At 62.4% G+C, this 21,917-nt stretch carries 20 protein-coding genes; 3 read left to right on the top strand and 17 right to left on the bottom strand.

All coding sequences use genetic code 11. The annotated features are described in order from the left end of the window. Window positions 1-10 precede the first annotated feature (10 nt). Complete coding sequence (locus AAFO90_RS01785) at window positions 11-610, bottom strand: hypothetical protein (RefSeq protein ID WP_347508303.1); 600 nt, start codon at window positions 608-610, stop codon at window positions 11-13. Next, the gene (locus AAFO90_RS01780) at window positions 610-1,197 is read right to left on the bottom strand and encodes a riboflavin synthase (RefSeq protein WP_347508302.1); all 588 of its coding nucleotides are present in this window, start codon (window positions 1,195-1,197) and stop codon (window positions 610-612) included. Before AAFO90_RS01780 ends, AAFO90_RS01785 begins: the two co-directional genes overlap by 1 nt. A gap of 221 nt (window positions 1,198-1,418) precedes the next feature. On the opposite strand from AAFO90_RS01780, the gene AAFO90_RS01775 reads away from it, so the two are divergent. The 3 genes from AAFO90_RS01775 (at window position 1,419) to AAFO90_RS01765 (ending at window position 5,916) form a co-directional block, all read left to right on the top strand. Further along, the gene (locus tag AAFO90_RS01775) at window positions 1,419-2,663 is read left to right on the top strand and encodes a capsule biosynthesis protein CapA (protein WP_347508301.1); all 1,245 of its coding nucleotides are present in this window, start codon (window positions 1,419-1,421) and stop codon (window positions 2,661-2,663) included. 96 nt (window positions 2,664-2,759) lie between these two features. Beyond that, entirely contained in the window at window positions 2,760-3,893 is a 1,134-nt protein-coding gene (locus AAFO90_RS01770) for a polysaccharide biosynthesis/export family protein (RefSeq protein ID WP_347508300.1), read from the top strand. A gap of 7 nt (window positions 3,894-3,900) precedes the next feature. Next, window positions 3,901-5,916 (top strand): capsular polysaccharide biosynthesis protein, encoded by a 2,016-nt coding sequence (locus AAFO90_RS01765; protein ID WP_347508299.1) that lies wholly within the window; start codon window positions 3,901-3,903, stop codon window positions 5,914-5,916. A gap of 10 nt (window positions 5,917-5,926) precedes the next feature. On the opposite strand, the gene ribD is transcribed toward AAFO90_RS01765, so the two are convergent. From ribD to AAFO90_RS01690, 15 genes are all read right to left on the bottom strand, one after another. Further along, the gene (gene ribD / locus AAFO90_RS01760; protein WP_347508377.1) at window positions 5,927-7,003 is read right to left on the bottom strand and encodes a bifunctional diaminohydroxyphosphoribosylaminopyrimidine deaminase/5-amino-6-(5-phosphoribosylamino)uracil reductase RibD; all 1,077 of its coding nucleotides are present in this window, start codon (window positions 7,001-7,003) and stop codon (window positions 5,927-5,929) included. Window positions 7,004-7,047: 44 nt separating this feature from the next. Beyond that, the gene (gene nrdR, locus AAFO90_RS01755; RefSeq protein ID WP_065270909.1) at window positions 7,048-7,512 is read right to left on the bottom strand and encodes a transcriptional regulator NrdR; all 465 of its coding nucleotides are present in this window, start codon (window positions 7,510-7,512) and stop codon (window positions 7,048-7,050) included. A 122-nt stretch (window positions 7,513-7,634) separates the two neighbouring features. Then, window positions 7,635-8,051 (bottom strand): secondary thiamine-phosphate synthase enzyme YjbQ, encoded by a 417-nt coding sequence (locus tag AAFO90_RS01750; RefSeq protein WP_347508298.1) that lies wholly within the window; start codon window positions 8,049-8,051, stop codon window positions 7,635-7,637. A gap of 53 nt (window positions 8,052-8,104) precedes the next feature. Next, the gene (locus AAFO90_RS01745; RefSeq protein WP_274828253.1) at window positions 8,105-8,542 is read right to left on the bottom strand and encodes a hypothetical protein; all 438 of its coding nucleotides are present in this window, start codon (window positions 8,540-8,542) and stop codon (window positions 8,105-8,107) included. An 88-nt stretch (window positions 8,543-8,630) separates the two neighbouring features. Then, entirely contained in the window at window positions 8,631-9,050 is a 420-nt protein-coding gene (locus AAFO90_RS01740; protein ID WP_347508297.1) for a hypothetical protein, read from the bottom strand. 140 nt (window positions 9,051-9,190) lie between these two features. Then, window positions 9,191-9,598, bottom strand: coding sequence for a hypothetical protein (locus tag AAFO90_RS01735; protein ID WP_347508296.1), 408 nt, complete (start codon window positions 9,596-9,598; stop codon window positions 9,191-9,193). Between the two features lie 159 nt (window positions 9,599-9,757). After that, a complete protein-coding gene (locus AAFO90_RS01730; protein WP_065273528.1) occupies window positions 9,758-10,051 on the bottom strand; it encodes a hypothetical protein in 294 nt (97 codons plus the stop codon). Between the two features lie 192 nt (window positions 10,052-10,243). Further along, window positions 10,244-12,238, bottom strand: a complete 1,995-nt coding sequence (rpoD, locus tag AAFO90_RS01725; protein ID WP_065270913.1) for an RNA polymerase sigma factor RpoD — start codon at window positions 12,236-12,238, stop codon at window positions 10,244-10,246. 132 nt (window positions 12,239-12,370) lie between these two features. Beyond that, window positions 12,371-14,368, bottom strand: coding sequence for a DNA primase (gene dnaG, locus AAFO90_RS01720; RefSeq protein WP_347508295.1), 1,998 nt, complete (start codon window positions 14,366-14,368; stop codon window positions 12,371-12,373). Window position 14,369: 1 nt separating this feature from the next. Further along, window positions 14,370-14,732 (bottom strand): hypothetical protein, encoded by a 363-nt coding sequence (locus AAFO90_RS01715; RefSeq protein ID WP_347508294.1) that lies wholly within the window; start codon window positions 14,730-14,732, stop codon window positions 14,370-14,372. A gap of 37 nt (window positions 14,733-14,769) precedes the next feature. Then, window positions 14,770-15,315: a sarcosine oxidase subunit gamma gene (locus AAFO90_RS01710; RefSeq protein ID WP_347508293.1), complete on the bottom strand. Its 546-nt coding sequence runs from the start codon at window positions 15,313-15,315 to the stop codon at window positions 14,770-14,772. Then, window positions 15,308-18,253 (bottom strand): sarcosine oxidase subunit alpha family protein, encoded by a 2,946-nt coding sequence (locus tag AAFO90_RS01705; protein ID WP_347508376.1) that lies wholly within the window; start codon window positions 18,251-18,253, stop codon window positions 15,308-15,310. Before AAFO90_RS01705 ends, AAFO90_RS01710 begins: the two co-directional genes overlap by 8 nt. Window positions 18,254-18,255: 2 nt before the next feature. Next, window positions 18,256-18,525 carry a sarcosine oxidase subunit delta gene (locus tag AAFO90_RS01700; protein ID WP_065270917.1) on the bottom strand — a complete coding sequence of 90 codons (270 nt, stop codon included), beginning with the start codon at window positions 18,523-18,525 and terminating at the stop codon, window positions 18,256-18,258. Between the two features lie 72 nt (window positions 18,526-18,597). Beyond that, entirely contained in the window at window positions 18,598-19,851 is a 1,254-nt protein-coding gene (locus AAFO90_RS01695; RefSeq protein WP_347508292.1) for a sarcosine oxidase subunit beta family protein, read from the bottom strand. A 317-nt stretch (window positions 19,852-20,168) separates the two neighbouring features. Continuing rightward, a complete protein-coding gene (locus AAFO90_RS01690) occupies window positions 20,169-21,599 on the bottom strand; it encodes a Glu/Leu/Phe/Val dehydrogenase (protein ID WP_065270919.1) in 1,431 nt (476 codons plus the stop codon). Window positions 21,600-21,917: the final 318 nt, after the last annotated feature.

Raw genomic sequence — 21,917 nt, 5'->3', positions numbered from 1 at the left:
GATGGGCGGCTCAGGCGGATTGATGCGCGAAATACTCGCTCGCGGACAGATAGGCAGCGGCGCGCCCGGCGGTGCTCCATTCGCTTTCCAGCGGCGCATCCCCGATCACCACCACCGAGGCACCGGGCAATCCCTGGCGACGCATCACGTCCTGAACCCGCACGCGCATCTCGGACCAGCTTTCACTGAACCGCGGCGCCGCACCCGCATCGTTCAGAACCGGGTGCGCGGTGAGGACCGCCTCGGGCGTATTGGGCCGGTGCACTAGCGCCAGTTTGCTGGCGTTCTGCACCGCCTCCAGCGCATGCCGCTCACGCTCAGGCATATGAGCGCCATAGGCAATGATGCGCAGCGCGTTGGAGGAGAACAGCAGCCCCGTGATGTCCTGCCCCGAGGTCTGCCGCACGCGGGCGTAGGTCTTGTAATCCATACCCAGTTCTGCGGCGCGTTTGATGCGCATCTGCAGAACCAGTTTCGGGATCGTGTTGGGCATCAGCTTTTTCTGGGCGCTGCGCCAGGCGTGTACGCGCCACGCCCGGCCCTGCTCCATGCCGGGGCCGTTGTTGTGGCCGATCCCGGCGGGCGCCGCACCGGATGCCAGACCAGACATCACCCGGCCTCCGCCAGCCGCGCCACGTAGCGGGCCAGCGTGTCGATTTCCAGATTAACCTTGTCGCCCAGCTTCACATCCCCCCAGGTGGTCACCTCTTTGGTGTGGGGGATGAAATTGATACCGAAATCGCAACCCGAGACATCGTTGACCGTCAGCGACGTCCCGTTGAGAGCCACCGAGCCCTTGGGGGCGATGAAGCGCGCCAGATCCTTGGGCGCACGCAGGGTCACCCGGGTGCTGTCGCCCTCATCCGTGATATCGACCACCTCGGCCACGCCATCGACATGGCCCGATACGATATGGCCGCCGAGTTCATCCCCGACCTTCAGGGCGCGCTCAAGGTTGACGCGTTTGCCCACGGCCCAGGCGCCGATGTTGGTCTTGGAGACGGTTTCGGCAGAGATCTGGACGTCGTACCAATCCGGTCCCAGCTCGATTACCGTCAGGCACACGCCATCCGAGGCGATGGAGGCGCCAAGGTCGATCCCTGCCGTGTCATAGCCGGTGCTGATGCGCGCGCGCAGATCGCCCTCTTGTTCCAGCGCCTTGATGGTGCCGACGTCGGTGATGATACCTGTGAACATGGGGCTGCTCCTTGCCAGTCGTCTGAACGGGTCAGGGCCCGTCCTCCATTCCGTGTTGGCCAAGAGGTAGCGCCTGCACCCTGGCTTCACAAGTCCCCGCAGGCCTTACACGCAGTAACTTGGCACCGAACCCGTTTGCACGCCTGCCGCCTCAGCCTTAGTTTCGCCCCAGTCATTCGTTAACCGGGAGATGTTACATTCCCGGAAACCCGAGAAATCGCATGTCCGAGCCTGACACAGATCCGCGTCGTCGCTTCCTGTTTCTGCAGGGGCCGCATGGGCCGTTCTTCAACCGCCTTGGCGCGATGCTGCGCGCGGCGGGCTGTTCGGTATGGCGGGTCGGGTTCAACGCCGGGGACAGCGCCTTCTGGCGCCACAGGTCCAGCTACATTCCCTATCAGGGCACGCCGCAGGACTGGCCCGCGACCTTTGCCGGGATCTGCGATCAGCATGAGATCACCGATATCGTGCTCTACGGTGACACCCGCCCGATCCACGCAGAGGCGATCAAGGCTGCAAAACAGCGGGGCCTCTGCGTGCATGTCTTTGAAGAAGGCTACATGCGCCCCTATTGGGTGACCTATGAACGGGGCGGCTCCAACGGCAATTCGCGGCTGATGGAGATGTCGGTTCCGAATATGCAGCAGGCACTGGCCCTATCGGATATGGAGGCGCCGCTGCCCCCATCTCACTGGGGGGATATGCGGCAGCATATCTTTTACGGCGCGCTCTATCACTGGTTCGTCATGTTCCGGAACCGGCGTTACCGGAACTTCCGCCCACACCGATCACTGCCGGTGGCACGCGAGTTCCAGCTCTACCTGCAACGGCTCTTGCTAATGCCTGCCCAAGCGCTGGACCGGCGGCTGGCCACATGGCGCATCCGCAGCGGTGGCTTTCCCTACCATCTGGCGCTCTTGCAGCTGGAGCATGACAGCTCGTTCCAGATGCATTCCCCGTTTGAAAGCATGGCCGATTTCCTGGCCGAGGTGATCACCGGTTTCGCCGAAAGCGCGCCGCGCCACCACCACCTGGTGCGCAGGCTGGCGCGGGAGCACGGCATCAAGGACCGCATTCACTACGTTCGCGGTGGCAAGCTGGCGCAGCTGCTGAACGAGGCGCGCACTGCCATTACCGTCAATTCGACCGCCGGACAGCAGGTCCTGTGGCGCGGCATACCGCTCAAGGTCTTTGGCCGCGCGGTCTATGACAAGGCCGAGTTCGTCTCGACCCAGAGTCTGGGGGAGTTCTTTGCCACCCCGGCCCGCCCCGACAACCGCGCCTATAAGGATTACCGTCGCTTTCTCCTCGAAACATCGCAATTGCCGGGGGGCTACTACTCTCGCAAAGGACGGCGGCAATTGCTGCGTCAGGTGGTGGACATGATGCTGGCGCCGGACGATCCCTACGATGCGCTGAGGCGTGGCACAGCGGCTCCTCGGCAACAGTTGCGTATCGTGAACTGAGCCGCACAGACCGCAAGACTGGATTTCCGTTCCCTGCTCCGCTATCCTGTCTGAAAAAATTGAGGCAAAACAATAACAGGTCGAGGAGACCGAGCAGTGACAAACGTCCCATTTCGCTGGGCGCGCCCAATCGCGATTCTCGCCGCATTATCGCTTGCGGCGTCCTGTGGCTTGCCCAGGGTTGGCCCGAACAAGCGCCAGATCTTTGCCGGTTCGGTGCAGAAAGAGGGCGATGCCTTTATCGTTTCCGTGAATGACCGGGTCGCCCGGGCAACCGCAGTGGTGCCCGCGCTTGGCTTTTCATCCGATTTCACCTCGGCCGGTCGACTGACCTCTGACATCATCCGGCCCGGCGACGTGCTGGGGCTGACCATCTGGGAAAACGTGGATGATGGCCTTCTGGCCGCCGAAACCTCGAACGCGACCGCGCTTGAAGAAGTGCAGGTCGACGGCGCCGGCTATATCTTCGTGCCCTATGCCGGTCGTCTCAGGGCTTCGGGCAACACCCCGGAGCAACTGCGTGAAGAGATCACCAAGAAACTGGAAGATCAGACCCCGGATCCGCAGGTGCAGGTCCGCCGCCTGGCCGGCGATGGCGCCACGGTCAGCCTGACCGGCGCCGTGGGCGGACAGGGGATTTATCCCATCGAGCGCCCCACCCGCACATTGGCCACCATGCTGGCCCAGGCTGGCGGCGTCACGATCCAGCCCGAAATCGCGCAGGTCACCGTGATCCGCGGGAAGCAGCAAGGCAAGATCTGGTTCCAGGACCTCTATGATCATCCCGAACTCGACATCGCCCTGCGCGGCGGTGACAAGATCCTTGTCGAAGAGGACACCCGTTCCTTTACCGCGCTTGGCGCCACCAGCGCCCAGGCCCGCGTTCCGTTTGAAAGCCAGGACCTGTCGGGGCTTGAAGCCATCGCCCAGGTTGGCGGTCTGATTTCCACCGCCTCGGACCCGACCGGGGTGTTCATCCTGCGCAACGAACCGGCCGAGATCGCCAATCAGGTGCTGGGCCGCGACGACCTGATCGGTGCCCAGCGGATGGTCTATGTGCTGAATCTAACGCAGCCGAACGGGCTGTTCATTGCCCGCGATTTCGTGATCCGCGATGATGACACGCTCTATGTCACCGAGGCGCCCTATACCCAGTGGACCAAGACGATTTCGCTGCTGGTCTCGCCGCTTGGATCGCTGTCGAGCGCCGCCTCCATCGCTGACGGGTAACACCGCGATGCTAAGGCCGCCGACAGGCATAACGAAAGCCGGGAACGACAGATCCCGGCTTTTTGTTTACAACGGCGGTTTCCTGACCCAGTCCCGGCTGCGGCGGATCCTCTCCCTTGCCGGATATGACATCCGGCTGGGCCTGCCGGGCGAGGGTGATCTGGTGGGGATCTGGGGTAATTCCCCCACTGCCCATCGTGGAAAGGCTATCGCTCACAAATATGGTTCTGCCCTGCTGCGGGTCGAAGACGCCTTTCTACGCTCGGTCTATCCGGGGCGCGCGGGTGAGCCTCCTCTGGGGCTGCTGCTGGACCGCTCGGGCGCGCATTTCGACGCCAACACGCCGTCTGACCTGGAGCAGCTGCTGGCCACGCACCCCTTGGATGACAGCAGCATGATGCGCCGCGCCCGTGATGCCATCGGGCGGCTGATGGATGCGCATCTCAGCAAGTACAACGCCTACGCTGCCGAAGCGCCGGTTCCCGATCCCGGTTACGTGCTGGTGGTGGATCAGGCGCGCGGCGATGCCTCGGTCACGGCCTCAGGAGCAGATGCAGCGCGGTTCCGCGAAATGCTGGTTTTCGCGCAAGAGGAAAACCCCGGCGCCCGTATTCTGATCAAGACCCATCCGGAAACCCGCGCCGGATACCGGCCTGGCTATTTCGGCCCGGAAGATGCCAATGATCGGATAGAACTGCTGACGCGTCCCGTGTCGCCCTGGCCGCTGCTGGAGGGTGCGGTCGCGGTCTATACCGTCTCCTCGCAACTGGGGTTCGAGGCCATTCTGGCTGGCCACAAACCGCGCGTCTTTGGCCAGCCCTTCTATGCCGGTTGGGGCCTGACGCAGGACGAGATGCCGCCGCCGCGCCGCAACCGCCGCCTGACCCGCGCACAACTGTTTTCCGCGGCAATGATCCTGTACCCCACCTGGTACGACCCCTTCCGCGACCAGCTGTGCGAGCTGGAAACCGTGATCGACGCGCTGGAGGCCCGCGTGCGCGCCTGGCGGCAGGATCGCGTCGGCTGGGCGGCGTCCGGCATGCGGATGTGGAAACGCGGGCCGTTGCAGGGGTTTTTCGGCAGCGAAAAGAAGATGCTGTTTACCGAAAACCCGGAAAAAGCACGCAAGAGCGGGCGCAACTGGATGGTCTGGGCCTCCAAAGCAGACAAATCCCACGCCGGGGCTTTTCATCTAGAGGACGGCTTCCTGCGCTCGCGCGGTCTTGGTGCCGAACTGGTGCCGCCGATGTCGTTGGTTCTGGACCGGCAGGGGATCTATTACGATCCGCGCCAGCCCTCGGATCTGGATGACCTGATCGCCCAGCGCGAAAACCTGAACGATGCCGAGGCCCGCCGCGCCGAGCGACTGATCATAAGCCTGACGCAGAACAGCCTGTCAAAATACAATCTGGGCGGAGACATTCCGGACCTGCCCGATGGGCACCGGATCCTCGTGCCCGGTCAGGTCGAAGACGATGCCTCGATCCTGGCGGGAGCGGGCAAGATACGCAGCAATCTGGATCTCTTGCGCGCTGTGCGCGCCGCCAATCCCAAGGCGGTGATCATCTACAAGCCCCACCCAGATGTCGAAGCAGGTCTTCGCAAGGGGCAGATCGTGCCCGAGGATCTGGCCGATGTCGTGGCGCAGAATGCCGATCCGATGGCGCTTCTGGATCACGTGCAGGAGGTCTGGACCATGACCTCGCTCTTGGGGTTCGAGGCACTGCTGAGGGGCGTCAAGGTGACCGTGGTCGGATCCCCCTTCTATGCCGGCTGGGGGCTGACCCGGGATATCATCTCCGCCCCGGCCTGGCGCAAGGCCCGGCCAGGTCTTATGGGCTTGGCCCATGCGGTATTGATCGACTATCCGCGCTATCACGACCCGGTCACAGGGCTGCCCTGCCCTGTCGAGGTCGTGGTTGAGCGCCTGATCAAGGGCGAGCAACCATCGCCCGGCCTTGGCAACCGCAGCCTGTCAAAACTACAGGGCCTGTTTGCAACCTACGCCCACCTGTGGCGGTGAGCTGTCGTCCTTAGCTCAGCGCCCGGCGCCAGCGATGCAGGATATCACCGCCCAGCGGGCGCACCTCAGCCAGTTCAAACCGCGGCGCCTCGTCCAGCCGTCCAAGGCCAAGCGCGCCAATCGAGGGCAGCCCCTCGGCGCCAATGCCGATCCCGGCGGTGCAGCCGATCAGCTCATCCACCAGATCAAAGGCCAGCAATGAGGCCGCCAGCGCGCTGCCGCCTTCGCAGAACACGCGGGTCAGACCCGCCTGACCAAGCTGCTGCAGGATATCCACTGCCGAGAGTTGCACCCCGTGGCTGGCACAGGGCAGCAACCGGGCGCCCAGCCCCTCCCAGGCGCGCAGCCGCTCAATATCGGCGCCCTGCCCGTGGCACAGCCAGACCGGCACCTCTTGCGCAGTGCGGGCCAGCTGGCTCATCAGCGGCAGATCCAGATGGCGGGAGGCAATCACCCGCACCGGCTGTTTGTCGATGCCCAGATCGCGCACGGTCAGCGAGGGATCATCCGCCCGCACGGTCCCAGCGCCGACCATGACCGCATCATGACAGGCACGCATAGCATGCACTGCGCGGCGTGCTTCGGGGCCCGTGATCCATTTGCTCTGCCCCGATCCGGTGGCAATCCGCCCGTCAAAACTGCTGGCCAGCTTCAGTGTAACGAAGGGCCGCCCCTGTTCGGTCTTCAGGAAGAAACCAGCGTGATCGCGGGCGGCCTGTTCTGCGAGAACCCCGGTGGTGACCTCCACCCCGGCATACCGCAGCATTTCAAACCCCTGGCCGGACACCCGCGGATCACTATCGCCGATGGCCGCGACCACACGCGCCACCCCGGCGTCGATCAGCGCCTGCGCACATGGCGGTGTCGCACCATGATGCGAACAGGGTTCAAGGGTCACATAGACGGTGGCGCCACGCGCCGCTGCGCCTGCCTGTGCAAGCGCCTGCGGCTCCGCGTGCGGCCGCCCGCCCGGTTGGGTCCAGCCCCGCCCGACGATGCGGCCATCCTTGACGATGACGCAGCCCACCGCCGGGTTGGGCCAGCAATTGCCATGCCCACGCCGCCCCAGGGACAGGGCCAGCGCCATGAACCGTTCATCCACGGCAATGTCATAACGGCTCATCGGGGTGATCACTCTTCCGGGGGGTGCGGGCGCAATTCGTGGACGAAGTCCTCGAAATCATCGGCGGCCTGGAAATTCTTGTAAACGCTGGCAAAGCGCACATAGGCGACGGTGTCGATCCGGGCCAAAGCCTCCATGACGATCTCGCCGATCTTCTTGGACTGAATATCCGTCTCGCCCATGCTTTCAAGGCGGCGGACAATGCCCGAGATCATCTGATCGATACGCTCGGGGTCGATCGGGCGCTTCTGCATCGAAATGCGGATCGAGCGCTCCAGCTTGTCCCGGTCGAAGTCTTCGCGTTTGCCGTTGGTCTTGACCACCACCAGATCGCGCAGCTGCACCCGTTCGTAGGTGGTGAAACGCCCGCCACAGGCCGGGCAGAAGCGGCGGCGACGGATCGACACGTGATCCTCTGCCGGGCGCGAATCCTTGACCTGAGTATCGATATTTCCGCAAAACGGGCAGCGCATCAGCCAGTCCCCTTCATGATCAATGCCTGTAGATTGCGCCTGACCCGGCGCAGTTACCCACAACTATAGGACAGCCTCAACAGTTTGGGTAGAGGCGAAATCACACCGCTAGATCAAGCAGTTCACGCAAGATGCGCCGCAACCTTGCGCCGGTGCGGCGCGTCGCGGTGTTCAAACAGGTAGACCCCCTGCCAGGTGCCCAGAACAGCCGCGCCATCCGTGACCGGGATCGACAGGCTGACCGGCATCATTGCTGCCTTGATATGGGCGGGCATATCATCGGGGCCTTCGTAGGTATGGCGCAGATAAGACATCGATGGGTCCGTGCTGGGCGGCACCAGTCGGGCAAAATAGGCCCGAAGATCCGTCTGCACCTCGGGGTCAGCGTTTTCCTGTATCAGTAGGGAGCAGGAAGTGTGCCGCACGAACAACGTCAGCAACCCCTGCCGCACACCGCAGGACCCAACCCAGGACTGAAGCTCTCGGGTGAATTCGTAAAGGCCCTGCCCGGCCGTTTCGATCTGAAATTCGGTTTGCATGGGGACAGCATTGCCGCAGGACGCGCTGCTTCACAAGGGTCGCGATGAAGTGATCAGGGGCGCCGGAAGAAAGGATCGTCGAACCGGTCATAGCAATAGTTGCGGGCGGTGGCGGCGTTCAGGTTGTAGCCCGGCTTTTTCACCGACAGGGAATACCCTTTTTCCGTACTCGCTCCCGGCGGTGGGGTCAGCGCGAATTTCACCGATTTTCTGCCGGGGCGGTTGACCGAAGGGCCGACCCCCTCCCAGACATAGATCCGCTGGGTGGCGCTGGTACGCAGCTGCGATATGGCAAAATCCCCGATCCCACACCAGTAATCCTGCGCCGAGGTGCCGACCCGGCTCACCACTTCCCAGACACCCTCTTCGACAGGCAGCACTTCGTGGCGGTTCCAAGACCACCAGGCCTGCACCGAGACGGATTGCGCGGTAACAGGCTGCACCGCAAGGGCTGTCGCAAAGGCCAAGGCAGGCCAGAACATCGGTTTCATCGCTCTACTCCCCTGTTGCGTCACCAGAAGTATAGCACAGGCCCGCTGTTCGGCGACCTCAGCCGGTTCGCCAGCGCCCGTCAGCGGGTCAGAAACCCGTCGGCAATTGGTGGCAGAATGACAGGGCTGCGCGCACCTGCATCGCATCGCCGACGTTCAGGCGGTTGATTGGCGGATTAGTGATAGGCTCCGCTGCCGCCAGCATATTCGCATCGAGCGTGAACTGCACCGCAGAGCGGCGGTTGGTCGTGTCGCTGGGTCCCATGGCGCGGGACACATAAACCATTGCCGACATCGGCGCGCCAAGCGCACGCACGGCATAATCCCCAGCGCCGCACCAATAGTCCAATCCGGTCCCGCCTGCGATCGGAACGACCTCGAACACCTGCTCCGATACCGGGTTGACCCGCGCCGACTTGCGGCTGGTAAAGGCGTCGGCCGCCCCGGCAAGACCAAAAGCCGCCGAGGCCGAAAAGACGACCACTGCAAATGAAAATCTTCGCGCCATTGCGACACCCTCCAATACCGTCAAGTTCTATTCATGACACGGTATGATCCTAGGGCCAGCCCCGCTTCGCGCCAGCCCCGGGGCTATCACGCTCTCGTGTATCTGTCGCTTCGAACGTGGCGCGCCCACCGGCCTTTGTATCAGGGACGGATCGGACGCTGGTTGCAATAGGTTCTGGCCTGCTGGACCGACATGGAGTCGCCGGGACGGATGCCAAAGGTGAACCAACCGCGATCCGTGCCCAGCCCGGCGACCTGATCAGCCGAAAGGGTAAATTGCACGGCAGACCTCTTACCTGTGGTGACGCTTTCACCGCGCCCACGCAGGACATAAATCGAGTCGCGCCAATCGGCCCCAAGCACACGACGAGCATATTCGGAGGCCCCGCACCAGAATTCCTCAACTGTGCCAGAACTGCGCGGAACGACTTCGAACACCGTGTCACTCACGGCATTCACCTGCACCCCATTGGCAAGCGTGAAGGCCTGCCCGACGGAGGGAGACAGGAGAAAAAGGGCGCACCCGAGGCTGGATAGAAAATTCTTCATGGCAGGAAATCCGTTGTTTTCTCAAACATAGGGATCCCCGTCGGCAGAACCAAGGGGCGGCGCCCTCACTTAGAGAAGATCAGCAAAGAGCTGCTTTAGTTCGCATTCCGCAGCAAGTACGCGGCCGCCTGCACATCCAGCTCCCCAGACGGGCCGGGATCAGTTGCGTTTGGGAAAGGGAATGATCTGCGCGCTTTGCTGTGTGCCGAGTGTCTGTTCCAGAATGGCCAGAACTTCGGGTTTCGGCGTCTTTCCCTTGGTCGGGCTGAACCGGCTTCGTGCCTGCTCCCGCAGCATGCTGCGCGCGGTATCGCCGTCGATTTCCTGCAAGCGTTCGCCTTGATCCTTCAGAACCTCCAGCATGAACTGGTTGGCCTCGGTCAGGTTCTTGAGATGCAGAAGCTTTTCCTCAAGTTCACTCAGAGCGGCGGTGGTTCCCCGGTTTGCAGACATCATTTCCCCCGAAATGCAAAGTTCCTTAACCAAAAGTTTACGCAGCTCCCCCGCCAAGGGCAAGGATCAGGGTAAAGAGATGGTTAACGAGGTGCGCAGGCCCGTCGCCCTTCCCGCGAGATGCCTGCACGGGAAGGGCATTCAACGCCTTTCGGAAGAAAGAAAAAGGCGCCGTGAGGGGCGCCTTTTTGATCACTGGTCGAGGAAGCTGCGCAGCTTGCGGCTGCGGCTGGGATGTTTGAGCTTCCGCAGCGCTTTCGCTTCGATCTGACGGATCCGTTCGCGGGTCACGCTGAACTGCTGACCGACCTCTTCGAGCGTGTGGTCGGTGTTCATGCCAATGCCAAAACGCATCCGCAGAACCCGTTCCTCGCGCGGGGTGAGCGAGGCCAGAACCCGGGTGGTGGTTTCCTTGAGGTTTTCCTGAATGGCACTGTCGAGCGGCAGTACCGCGTTCTTGTCCTCGATGAAATCGCCCAGTTGGCTGTCTTCCTCGTCCCCGATCGGGGTTTCGAGGCTGATCGGCTCTTTGGCGATCTTCATCACCTTGCGGACCTTCTCAAGCGGCATCTGCAGCTTTTCAGCCAGTTCTTCCGGCGTCGGCTCGCGGCCGATTTCGTGCAGCATCTGACGGCCTGTGCGGACCAGCTTGTTGATCGTCTCGATCATGTGGACCGGGATCCGGATCGTGCGCGCCTGATCCGCGATACTGCGGGTGATCGCCTGACGGATCCACCAGGTCGCATAGGTGGAGAACTTGTAGCCGCGGCGGTATTCGAACTTATCCACCGCCTTCATCAGGCCGATGTTGCCTTCCTGGATGAGGTCGAGGAACTGCAGGCCGCGGTTGGTGTACTTCTTCGCGATGGAGATCACGAGACGCAGGTTCGCCTCGACCATTTCCTTCTTGGCCTGACGCGCCTCTTTTTCACCCTTCTGCACCTGCTGCACAATGCGGCGGAACTCGCTGATATCGAGACCGACATACTGGCCGACCTGCGCCATGTCAGCGCGCAGCTCTTCTACCTTGTCGGTGGAGCGTTCGATGAACATCTGCCAGCCCCGCCCCGGTTTCGCGGACATATCCGCCAGCCAGTTCGGATCCAGCTCGCGGCCACGGTATTCCTCGACGAATTCGCGACGGTTAATACGGGCCTGGTCAGCCAGCTTCACCATGGCGCTATCGATCTGCATCACGCGGCGGTTGATGCCGTAAAGCTGGTCGATCAGGGCTTCGATACGGTTGTTGTGCAGGTGCAGACCATTCACCAGTTCCACGATCTCGGACCGCAGCTGTTGGTAGGTCTTTTCGTCCTGCGCGCTGAACGATCCGTCCTCATTCAGAGTGGCCGAAATCCGGCTGTCCTGCATTTCGCTCAGCTGAGCGTAATCCGAGGAGATCTGCTCCAGCGTGGTCAGCACGCGATCCTTGAGTGCGGCCTCCATCGCAGCCAGAGACATATTGGCCTGTTCGTCCTCGTCATCGTCGTCATCGCTGGCAATCGGATTGCCGTCGGCGTCGAGTTCGGGCCCCTTGTCTTCCTTGGCGGGTTTGGCGGCATCGGACACCGCACCGGTGTTCACCACCGGTTCGGCAACTTCGCCCTCTTCGTCCATCTGGTTGCCAAAGGTGGCCTCAAGATCGATGACGTCGCGCAGCAGAATGTCTTCGGACAGGAGTTCGTCGTGCCAGATCGTGATCGCCTGGAAGGTCAGCGGGCTTTCGCAGAGGCCCAGGATCATCGTATTCCGGCCGGCTTCGATCCGCTTGGCGATGGCGATCTCGCCTTCGCGGCTCAGCAGTTCGACAGAGCCCATTTCACGCAGATACATGCGGACCGGATCATCGGTGCGGTCCAGTTTTTCCGCAGCCGCCCCGGCCACCGCGACTTCGCGATTGGATTCGGTCGTCACCAGTTCGGTCGAGCCTTTGTTCTGCTCTTCCTCTTCGGCCTCTTCGTCTTCGATGATATTGATGCCCATTTCGGAGAGCATCGACATCACGTCCTCGATCTGCTCCGAACTGACCTGATCCGGCGGCAGCACCTGATTGAGCTGATCGTAGGTGATGTACCCCTTCTCGCGGGCCTCCGCGATCATCTTCTTGACCTGGGCCTGGCTCATGTCCAGAGAGATTTCGGCTTCCTGATCGTCAGGTTTGCGGTCGTCGGTGTCTTTGGCGGCCATTCAATGCTCCTCTAAGAGGCTGGGGCGATTCGGGTATCGCGAATCATTAGCGCGAACTTCTGATTCGTCACCCCGTTTACCCAATTTTCTTTCGCTCTTCCTTAGGAAAACACCCTTTTGTCGAAAGGTGTGTCATTTCTCGGAAAAGCCGATTCGGTCCAGAAGGGCGCCAAATGCATCGCGTTCCTCGCGATCCAGACGGGCGCCGTTCTCGCCAACGTCATATTGTGCCCTGTCTTCATTTTCACTTCGCACGGCCCTGTTCCGCGCCTCGGCGGCCTGCTTCAACCGCCAGGTCAAAGCCTCGTCCGCAAGACCGCTCAGGTCCTCCTCCGCCTCGGCCAGTTCCGCGTCCAGCCCGCGCAGGGCTTCGAGTTTCGGGAACTCTTCGGCCAGTGTCAGCCGGGCAGCCTCAGCATCGCCGGGTTTGCGCAGGCAGGGGATAATTGCCACATGGCGAAGGGCAAAGAGATTTTCAAGAGCGTGCGGGCCTAGGCTGTATTCGATTTCTTCTTTCAGCCGCTCCGGTGCGTCGATGCCATAGCGCAGGACCATGTCGCGCAGGGCCGCCAGATCCGGATCGGTGCACAGCATCCGCTCCAGATTGGTTTCGAACTCATGGACCACCGCAGGGGTGGTGATCACGGTGGCCAGAATGACAGCTTCGCGTGCGCGGGCCAGGCCTGCCTCGTCCGATCCGGCCAGCAGCGAGCTGCGGGTGCTGGCCAGTGGGGTTAGAACCGCTCCCGGTCCGCGCCAAGGGGGTCGCGCTCCGTCGCGAAAACCGCGTCCGCCCTTGGGGCTGCTGCCCGTCGGGGAAAACCCTTCGCTGCGCTGCGGACGGTTGCCGCGGAACAGCTGCCAGCGCAGCTCCTTGATATCCTCGCCATAGTGCTGGCGGATGGAGGGATCGCGGATCAGTCGGATCTTTTCGCGCAGCGCCTTGTCCAGCGCCGCCTTGCGTTCGGGGCTGTCGAACACACGCCCTTCGGTTTCGCGCTGCCACAGCAGTTTCACCATCGGCATCGCCTGATCCAGCACGGCCTGCACCGCGGCGGGGCCTTCGCTGCGGATCATGTCGTCGGGATCCTTGCCCTCCGGCATGATCGCAAAACGCAGGGATTTCCCAGCCTCGAGACGCGGCAGCGCCAGATCGATCAGCCGCATGGCCGCGCGGACACCCGCCTTGTCGCCATCAAGGGCGATCACGGGCTCATCCGACATCCGCCACAGCATCTGCAGCTGATTTTCGGTAATCGCCGTGCCCAGCGGCGCCACGCAGGAAGCAAAGCCGCCTTCTGACAAAGCGATCACATCCATATAGCCTTCGGCCACGATCAGTGGCGTGTCCCGCCCAGCGGCGGCGCGGGCCGGACCGTGATTGTACAGGCTGCGACCCTTGTCAAAGAGCTCGGTCTCGGGAGAGTTCAGGTATTTGGCGTTGTCGTTAGGGTCCATCGCCCGCCCGCCAAATGCAATCGCCCGTCCCCGCGCATCGCGGATCGGGAACATGATCCGGTTGCGGAAGGTGTCATAGGGTTTGCCGCCCTTGCTTGAAGGCTTGGCAAGCCCAGCCGCCATGATCAGGTCCTCGGGCACGCTTTTGCCGCGCAGGTGATCCCAAAGCCCCTGCCAACCATCGGGGGCAAAGCCGATCTGCCAGCGCTCCAGCGCCTCACCAGTCAGGCCACGTCCCGCCAGATAGGCGCGCGCGGCGGTGCCGCCTTGGGTGTTCAGTTGCAGGCGGAAGAATTGCACAGCCTGTTCCATCACCTCGGCCAGCTGGCCGCGGCGGTCCTGTTTCTGCTGCGCCTGCGGGTCGCGCCGGGGCATCTCCATGCCCGCCTCCCCCGCGAGGATCTCGACCGCCTCCATGAAGCCGACGTTTTCGGTTTCCTGCACGAATTTCAGCGCATCACCTTTGGCCTGACAGCCAAAGCAATAGTAAAAGCCCTTGCGGTCATCGACGTGGAAACTGGCGGTTTTTTCGTGATGAAACGGACAGGGCGCCCACATGTCGCCCTTGCCCATGTTGGATTTGCGCTGATCCCACATGACCTTGCGCCCGACGACAGCGGTCAGGCTGGTCCGGGTACGCAATTCATCCAGAAAACCGGGCGGCAGAGACATGTCAGTTCGATTGCAGCTGTTTTTTCATCGCCTGGATCTGATCCCAGTTTTCCAGGCACTGCTCTTCAAAGGTGGCGCCAAGGTCCACCTTGCGCACGTCGCGGCGCTTCAATGAGTAGACATGCGCGGTCAGTTGCGGGATCGCCTTGGAATACTGTTCCGGCCAGTCGGGATTGTCCGCCAGAATCGTCTGCTCCACCTTTTCCTGCCGCACCCGGTCCATCCGCGCCTGCTGCACGGCGGCCATCACCTGCCCTTGATATTTGCAGCTTTCCTCTTTGTTTTCATCTGCATATGCGGGCGCAGAAAGGAGGGCAGCCACAATGGCTGCGACAGGGGTCGCGACGGGAAGAATGCGGATCATAGATACGCTCCGGGAATCAGTTGGTGATCCCGGAAGACTACCCCCGCGCGGCGACGGCTTCCATGGCTGTTTTCAGATCGTGCACCAGCGTCGCCGCAAGCGAGCGGAACACCATGATCTGGAAACTGTCCGCGCCAATGCGGGTGACCGAAGCCATCATGTGACGCAATTCGGTACGCGCAGTGTGGCCGCGCTTGAAGCTCTGCACGCGCAGATCGATAGGACACAGCCGAGCCAGGACATCTTCAGCCCCAGCCCCTTCAAGCCGCACCACGGCCCAGGCATCGCTTTGATCCGTCAGCGCGGCATGGTCGGCCAGCGTCGGATCTGGCTGAGGCCCGGCCAGCAGCGCCATGTCCCGACCGAACCAGATCGCGCGGCTGCCCGCCTTGCCGGTGCTGCGTCCCGGCGCTGGCAGTTTCATGCCATGGGCGGCCTCAAGCGCCGCCTCCAATGCCTGATCCTTACCGTTGAACACCGCGATGGTGGTCAGATAGCCCAGATCCTCTTCGCTCAGCTTCAGGGCGCCAACGGTGACCGGCAGCAGACCGTCACAGGGGCTTTTTGCAGTCAGTTCAGCCACGGGCACGCTCTCCTTCCGGGTCATAGAATTGCGGTTCAACCACTTCGCACAGGGTGTCGATGCCACGCATGTGATCGACCAGACGCACGGTATCGCCGATCCGCTTCGCGCCCTTCGTCAGGAAGGCCAGTGCAATGGAATGCCCCAGCGTGGGCGAGAACCCGGCCGAGGTGACATAGCCCTGATCGTGCACCCGCTCGACCGGGTCCTCGGGATTGAACAGATGCGCCCCAGCGGTCAACTGCTTGACCGCGCCGACGGGTTTGAGGCCGACCATCTGCATACGATCCTCTGCCATCAACCCTTCGCGCTGGGACATGGGCTTTCCAAAGAAATCCTTCTTTTTCGACATCATACCCTGCAGCCCAAGGTCAAAGGCCGTCACGGTGCCGTTGATTTCCGCGTGGGTGATAAAGCCCTTTTCGATCCTGAGGACATTGAGCGCCTCCATGCCGTAGGCACCGCCGCCTGTGGCCTCGGCGCGCGAGACCAACTCGCGGAACAGAGCATCGCCATAGCGGGCCGGAACCGCCAGTTCATAGGCTTCCTCGCCGCTGAAGGAGATGCGGAACAGCCGCCCCGCGACGCCCATCACCGAAACCTCACCACAGGCCATGAAGGGCCAGCTTTCGCTGTCGATCTCATTGTCGAGAAGACCATTCAGCAGCGCCCGCGCCTTGGGCCCGGCGACGGCGAACTGCGCCCATTGTTCGGTGACCGAGGCGATGCGCACATCCCAGTCGGGGCGCAGGACCTGCATCACACATTCCAGATGCGCCATCACCTGGCCGGCACCAGAGGTGGTGGTGGTCATCACGAAATGCTCGTCACCCAGCCGCGCGGTGGTGCCATCGTCCATGACAAAGCCATCTTCGCGCAGCATCAGGCCATAGCGCGTTCGCCCGACCTTCAGGGTCGAGAACATGTTGGTATAGACGTAATCCAGCAGCTTGCCCGCGTCGGGGCCCTGAATGTCGATCTTGCCCAGGGTCGACACATCGCAGATGCCCACATGATTGCGCACATATGTGACTTCGCGGTCGCAGGACTGACGCCAGTTGGTCTCCCCGTGTTTCGGGAAATAGGCTGCGCGGTACCACAGGCCGACTTCCAGCTGCTGCGCACCGCGTTCATCGCTTGCCTGATGCGAGGTCAGGTGGCGCTGCGGCTTGAAGCCCTGCCCCTCGGCCCCCGCACCCATGGCGCCGATGCTGACCGGCACAAAGGGTGGACGGAAGGTGGTTGTGCCGGTCTCCGGGATGCTGCGCCCAGTAGCATCAGCCAGCACCGCCAGCGCCGCCACGTTCGAGTTCTTGCCCTGATCCGTCGCCATACCTTGGGTGGTGTAGCGTTTCATATGCTCGACCGAGCGGAAATTCTCTCCGGCGGCCTGTTTCACATCCTTGACGGTAACGTCGTTCTGGAAATCGAGCCAGGCGCGCCCCTTGCCCGGCACCGCCCACAAGGGGGTGATACGATAGGGGTCATCCTCGGCCTGCGGCAGATCCGCAGAGACCACCTTGAGGCCCAGCGCCTCAAGCGCAGTACTTGCCGCTGCAGCGCCTTCGCGCAGGGCACCGGCAGTGGAGAACTCGCCATTGCAGGCCCCCGCTGTCACCATACCCGGCACGCTGCCCTCGCGCGGCACAAAGGCGGCGATATCGCGGCGCCAGACCGGGCGGGCATTCAGATGGCAGGTCAGATGCACCGACGGGTTCCAGCCGCCCGACATGGCGAGGCAATCTGTCTGGATCTTTTCCTCACCAGCGACAGAACGCACGGTGATGTTTTCCAGCCGCTTGCGCCCGCCTGCGTCGCAGACCTGCGCGCCCTTCATTACCGGGAAGAGATCACTTCCCGGCGCATCGTGGCGGCTGTCGATCAGCGCCGCGACATGCACGCCTGCCTGTGCCAGATCACGGGCGGTGCGGTGCGCATCGTCGTTATTGGCAAAGATGGTAACCCGCTCCCCCGGGGCAACGCCCCAGCGGTTGAGATAGGCCCGCACCGCGCTGGCGGTCATGATGCCTGGGCGGTCGTTGTTGCGGAAGGCAACCGGACGCTCGATCGCGCCGGCCGCCAGTACCGCGTGTTTGGCGGAGATACGCCAGAAACATTCGCGCGGCAGATGGCATTCCTTCAGCGAATGACGGCGCGGCAGGTGGTGGGCGACACGCTCCAGCGCGCCATAGGTGCCCTGATCATAGGCGCCGGTCACGGCCGTGCGCGGCATAAGACGCACATTGTCCATCTCCGACAGCTCTTTCAAAGCGTCCTTTGCCCAGAGGTTGGCAGGCTTGCCGTCGATGTCTTCCTGTTCTGCCAGAAGACGCCCGCCCATGCGGCTGTCCTCTTCGGCCAGGATTACATCGGCGCCCGCGCGCCCCGCCACCAACGCCGCCATCAGACCCGCAGGCCCCGATCCGATCACCAGAAGGTCGCAGAAGGCATAGGCCTTTTCGTAGCAATCCGGATCGGCCGCGCCGCTGAGTGCACCAAGCCCCGCCGCGCGGCGGATCATCGGCTCATACAGCTTTTCCCAGAAGGCTGCCGGCCACATGAAAGTCTTGTAGTAGAACCCCGCGCCCAGGAACGGCGCCGCCAGATCATTGACCGCCATCAGGTCCGTCTCGACCGAAGGCCAGCAATTCTGGCTGCTGGCGCTCAGCCCTTCGAACAGCTCCTGCGTGGTGGCCCGCACATTGGGATCGGCGAATTCGCCGCTGCCCACCGTGACCAGCGCGTTCGGCTCCTCGCTGCCAGCGGTGAGGATGCCACGCGGGCGGTGGTATTTGAACGACCGACCCACCAGATGCACCCCATTGGCCAGCAAGGCCGAAGCCAACGTGTCCCCTTCGAGCCCCATCATGTGGCGACCATTGAAGGAGAAGGTGACCGGCTTTGCGCCCTCGACCAGCCCCTTGCCGGGCAATCTCATGCTCATGCCGCACCTCCCAGACCCGCGTCCGAGGCCAGTGTCACCTCAAGGATCTCATGGCTTGCGGTATTGCGCAGCACCTTCAGCCAGGCGCCGCAGCCCATTTCGTGATACCAAAGCTCTTCCAGCGGACCTGCCGGATTTTCCCGCAGGTTCACGTGCTGGTGCCAGACGTCCAGATCCGCATCCGCAGCGGGCTGCTCCAGCGCCGCACCGCGATAGTAGAATTCGCGGCGGTCCCGCTCTCCGCAATTCGGGCAGGTGATCCTCATGACTGCCGCACTCCCGTGGTTCTGATCCGTATTCCGTTCATCTGTGTTGCCGCTGTTCGGCGCGTCGCGGGGTCAATGCAGGTTATGCTGAGCACCGGTCCCCTCCTCATCCATGAGTCCGGCGCCGGTGCGGAAACGATCCAGTTTGAACCGGGTTGCCGCGCCATGCGGGCGGTCGGTGGCAATAAGATGCGCGTAGACATTTCCGGAGCCCGGCGTTGCCTTGAAGCCGCCGTAGCACCAGCCGCAATTGAGATAGAGCCCGTCGATGGGCGAATGGTCGATGATGGGTGAGCCGTCCGGCGTCATATCCATGATGCCGCCCCAGCTGCGCAAGAGCCGTGCCTTGCCCACCGCAGGTACCATGGCCATGCAGGTTTCCATGGTGTGCTCCACCATCGGCAGGTTCCCCCGGGCCGCATAAGAGCTGTAGAAATCAAGATAGCTGCCAAAGACCAGCCCGCCCTTGTCGGACTGGCTGATATACAGATGCCCCTCGGCAAAGGTGATGACGTTGTCGATGATCGGCTTCACCCCTTCGGAAACGAAGGCCTGCAAGACGTGGCTTTCGATCGGCAGGGTCAGCCCCGCCATTGCCGCCACCTGACCGGAGCGCCCGGCCGCAGCCATCGCGACCTTCTTGGCCCGGATAGGCCCGCGCGCGGTCTGCACCCCCGTGACGCGTCCGTTTTCAACGTCGATACCGGTGACTTCGCAGTTCTGGATCAGATCGACCCCGCGCATGTCGGCGCCACGGGCAAAGCCCCAGGCCACCGCATCGTGGCGCGCAGTGCCGGCCCGGCGCTGCAGCAGACCGCCCATGATCGGAAAGCGGTTGTTTTCGAAGTTGAGGAATGGCGCCATGCGGCGCACGCCTTCGCGGTCCAGAAGTTCCGCATCGTCGCCCTGATTGACGATGGAGTTGCCCCGCCGAACGATGGCATCGCGCTGGCCGTCGTTGTGAAACAGGTTGATGATCCCGCGCTGCGACATCATCGCGTTATAGTTCAGCTCCTGCTCCAGGCTTTCCCACAGGCGCAGGGAGTGAGAGTAGAATTCGGAGTTGCCCGGAAGGTAGTAGTTGGCGCGCACGATGGTGGTGTTGCGCCCTACGTTGCCACCGCCGATATAACCACGCTCCAGCACCGCGACATTGGTAATACCGTGCTCAGCGGCCAGATAGTAAGCCGTCGCCAGACCGTGGCCACCGCCGCCGATGATGATCACATCATATTCGCGCTTGGGCTCGGGATCGCGCCAATGCGGACGCCAGCCCTTGTTGCCGGTCAGCCCTTCCTTCAGCACCCGCCAACCCGAAAACCGCATCTGTGACCTCCACCTTTCAGTCTCGCCCTCGCTGCGCATGTATGGCGCCGCAGGCTCTATCGTAGTGCTAGCGATTTTACCGGGCGGCTCCTACCCCTTTTTCGACAGAAAGCTCCGGGACCGCGCATCGCACAGGCCGCAATGCACCCTTTCTGGGCAGGTCTGTCTAGTCCTCAATACGACAGATCGTGACGCAACTGGACCAAGGTGCAAATTCCCACACTGCCGTAGCCTCATCAGCAAGCCTCTCACACACAGAAACGGCGGGCACAGGGCCCGCCGCAAGATTGCGATCAGCTGTTTGCGAGAAATGCCCCTTACAGCCCCTTGGCGCGGTAGCTAGCAGCGACTTTTTCGATCGAGACCAGATAGGCGGCAGTGCGCAGATCCATCACGTCGTCGCGGTCATGCCAGACCTCGCGCATCGACTGGTAGGCGATACGCATGGTATCATCGAGGCCGGAACGCACCAGCTCAAGCTCATCGGCACCGCGCAGATACCTCTGTTTGAAATCCGGGCTTGGCGACCAAGTCTTGCCCAGCGCCTCGCTCAGGCTCTCCATCTGGTCCACCACCAGTTGGTGACGCGCCTCTTCCTGACGGCGCTGCATACGGCCAAAGCGGATGTGGCTGAGGTTCTTGACCCATTCAAAGTAAGAGACCGTCACGCCGCCCGCGTTGGCGTACATGTCCGGAATGATCACCGTACCCTTGTCGCGCAGCACCTCATCCGCACCGGCGGTGACCGGGCCATTGGCCGCCTCAATGATCAGCGGCGCCTTGATGCGGGCGGCGTTGGACATGTTGATAACGCCTTCCAGCGCCGCCGGGATCAGGATGTCGCAGTCCTGCTCCAAAAGCGCGGCACCATCAGCAGTATGGGTGGCGTCGGGATACCCGGAGATGCCGCCATGTTTGACGATCCAGTTGCGCACGGCCTCCACGTCCAGCCCCTCTTCGCGGTGCAGGGCACCGTCGCGTTCGATGATCCCGGTAATGAGAGCACCATCTTCCTCGCTCAGGAACTTGGCGGCGTGATAGCCCACGTTGCCAAGGCCCTGCACAATGACGCGCTTGCCATCGAGGGTGCCAGACAGGCCCGCCTTGGCAATATCCTCGGGGTGGCGGAAGAACTCCCGCAGGGCGTATTGCACGCCGCGCCCCGTTGCTTCGACCCGGCCAGCGATCCCGCCAGCATTGAGGGGCTTGCCGGTGACGCAGGCACGAGAGTTGATATCAGTGGTGTTCATGCGCGCATACTGGTCGGCAATCCAGGCCATTTCGCGTTCACCGGTGCCCATGTCGGGCGCCGGAACGTTCTGGCTGGGGTGAATCAGATCGCGTTTCGCCAACTCATAGGCAAAACGGCGGGTGATCAGCTCCAGCTCGTGCTCTTCGTATTCGCGCGGATCGATGCACAGACCGCCCTTGGAGCCGCCAAAGGGCGCTTCGACCAGGGCGCATTTATAGGTCATCAGCGCCGCCAGCGCCTCGACCTCGTCCTGATTGACGCCCATGGCATAGCGGATACCGCCCTTGACCGGCTCCATATGTTCGGAGTGGACCGAGCGATAGCCGGTGAAGGTATGGATTTTGCCGCGCAGGCGCACGCCAAACCGCACCGTGTAGGTCGCGTTGCAAACCCGGATCTTTTCCTCAAGCCCCGGCGGCAGGTCCATGATGGAGACCGCCCGGTTGAACATCAAATCGACGCTCTCGCGGAAACTGGGTTCGTTCTGGCTGCTCATGCTCGCTTCTCCGTGCTTTATTGCGCGACTCGTGATGAAACTTAAGGCAACTCTATGCACGGATGTTTAAGGCATGCGACCTTTTTGACCATTCCCATCCAAAAGAATCATCTTCGCAACTTTTGGTCAGCGATTCGCTCTTTGGTCTAACCGGCACTTTTTCCCAAACCGAAACAATCTACCGCCCCTCACCTAGGGTCTGTGGACATTCAGGATTCCCAAGCTGGCTGAAATCTGATTCAAGCTTCCAAAATGGAGGTTTGAATGAACGAAGAGCGGTTTGTGTTGACAGATGAGGTCTGGGTCCGCCTTGCGCCC

The organism is Phaeobacter sp. CAU 1743, from assembly GCF_039839315.1.
GTDB lineage: Bacteria > Pseudomonadota > Alphaproteobacteria > Rhodobacterales > Rhodobacteraceae > Phycobacter > Phycobacter gallaeciensis_A.
This window is presented reverse-complemented; position numbering and strand designations above follow the sequence as displayed.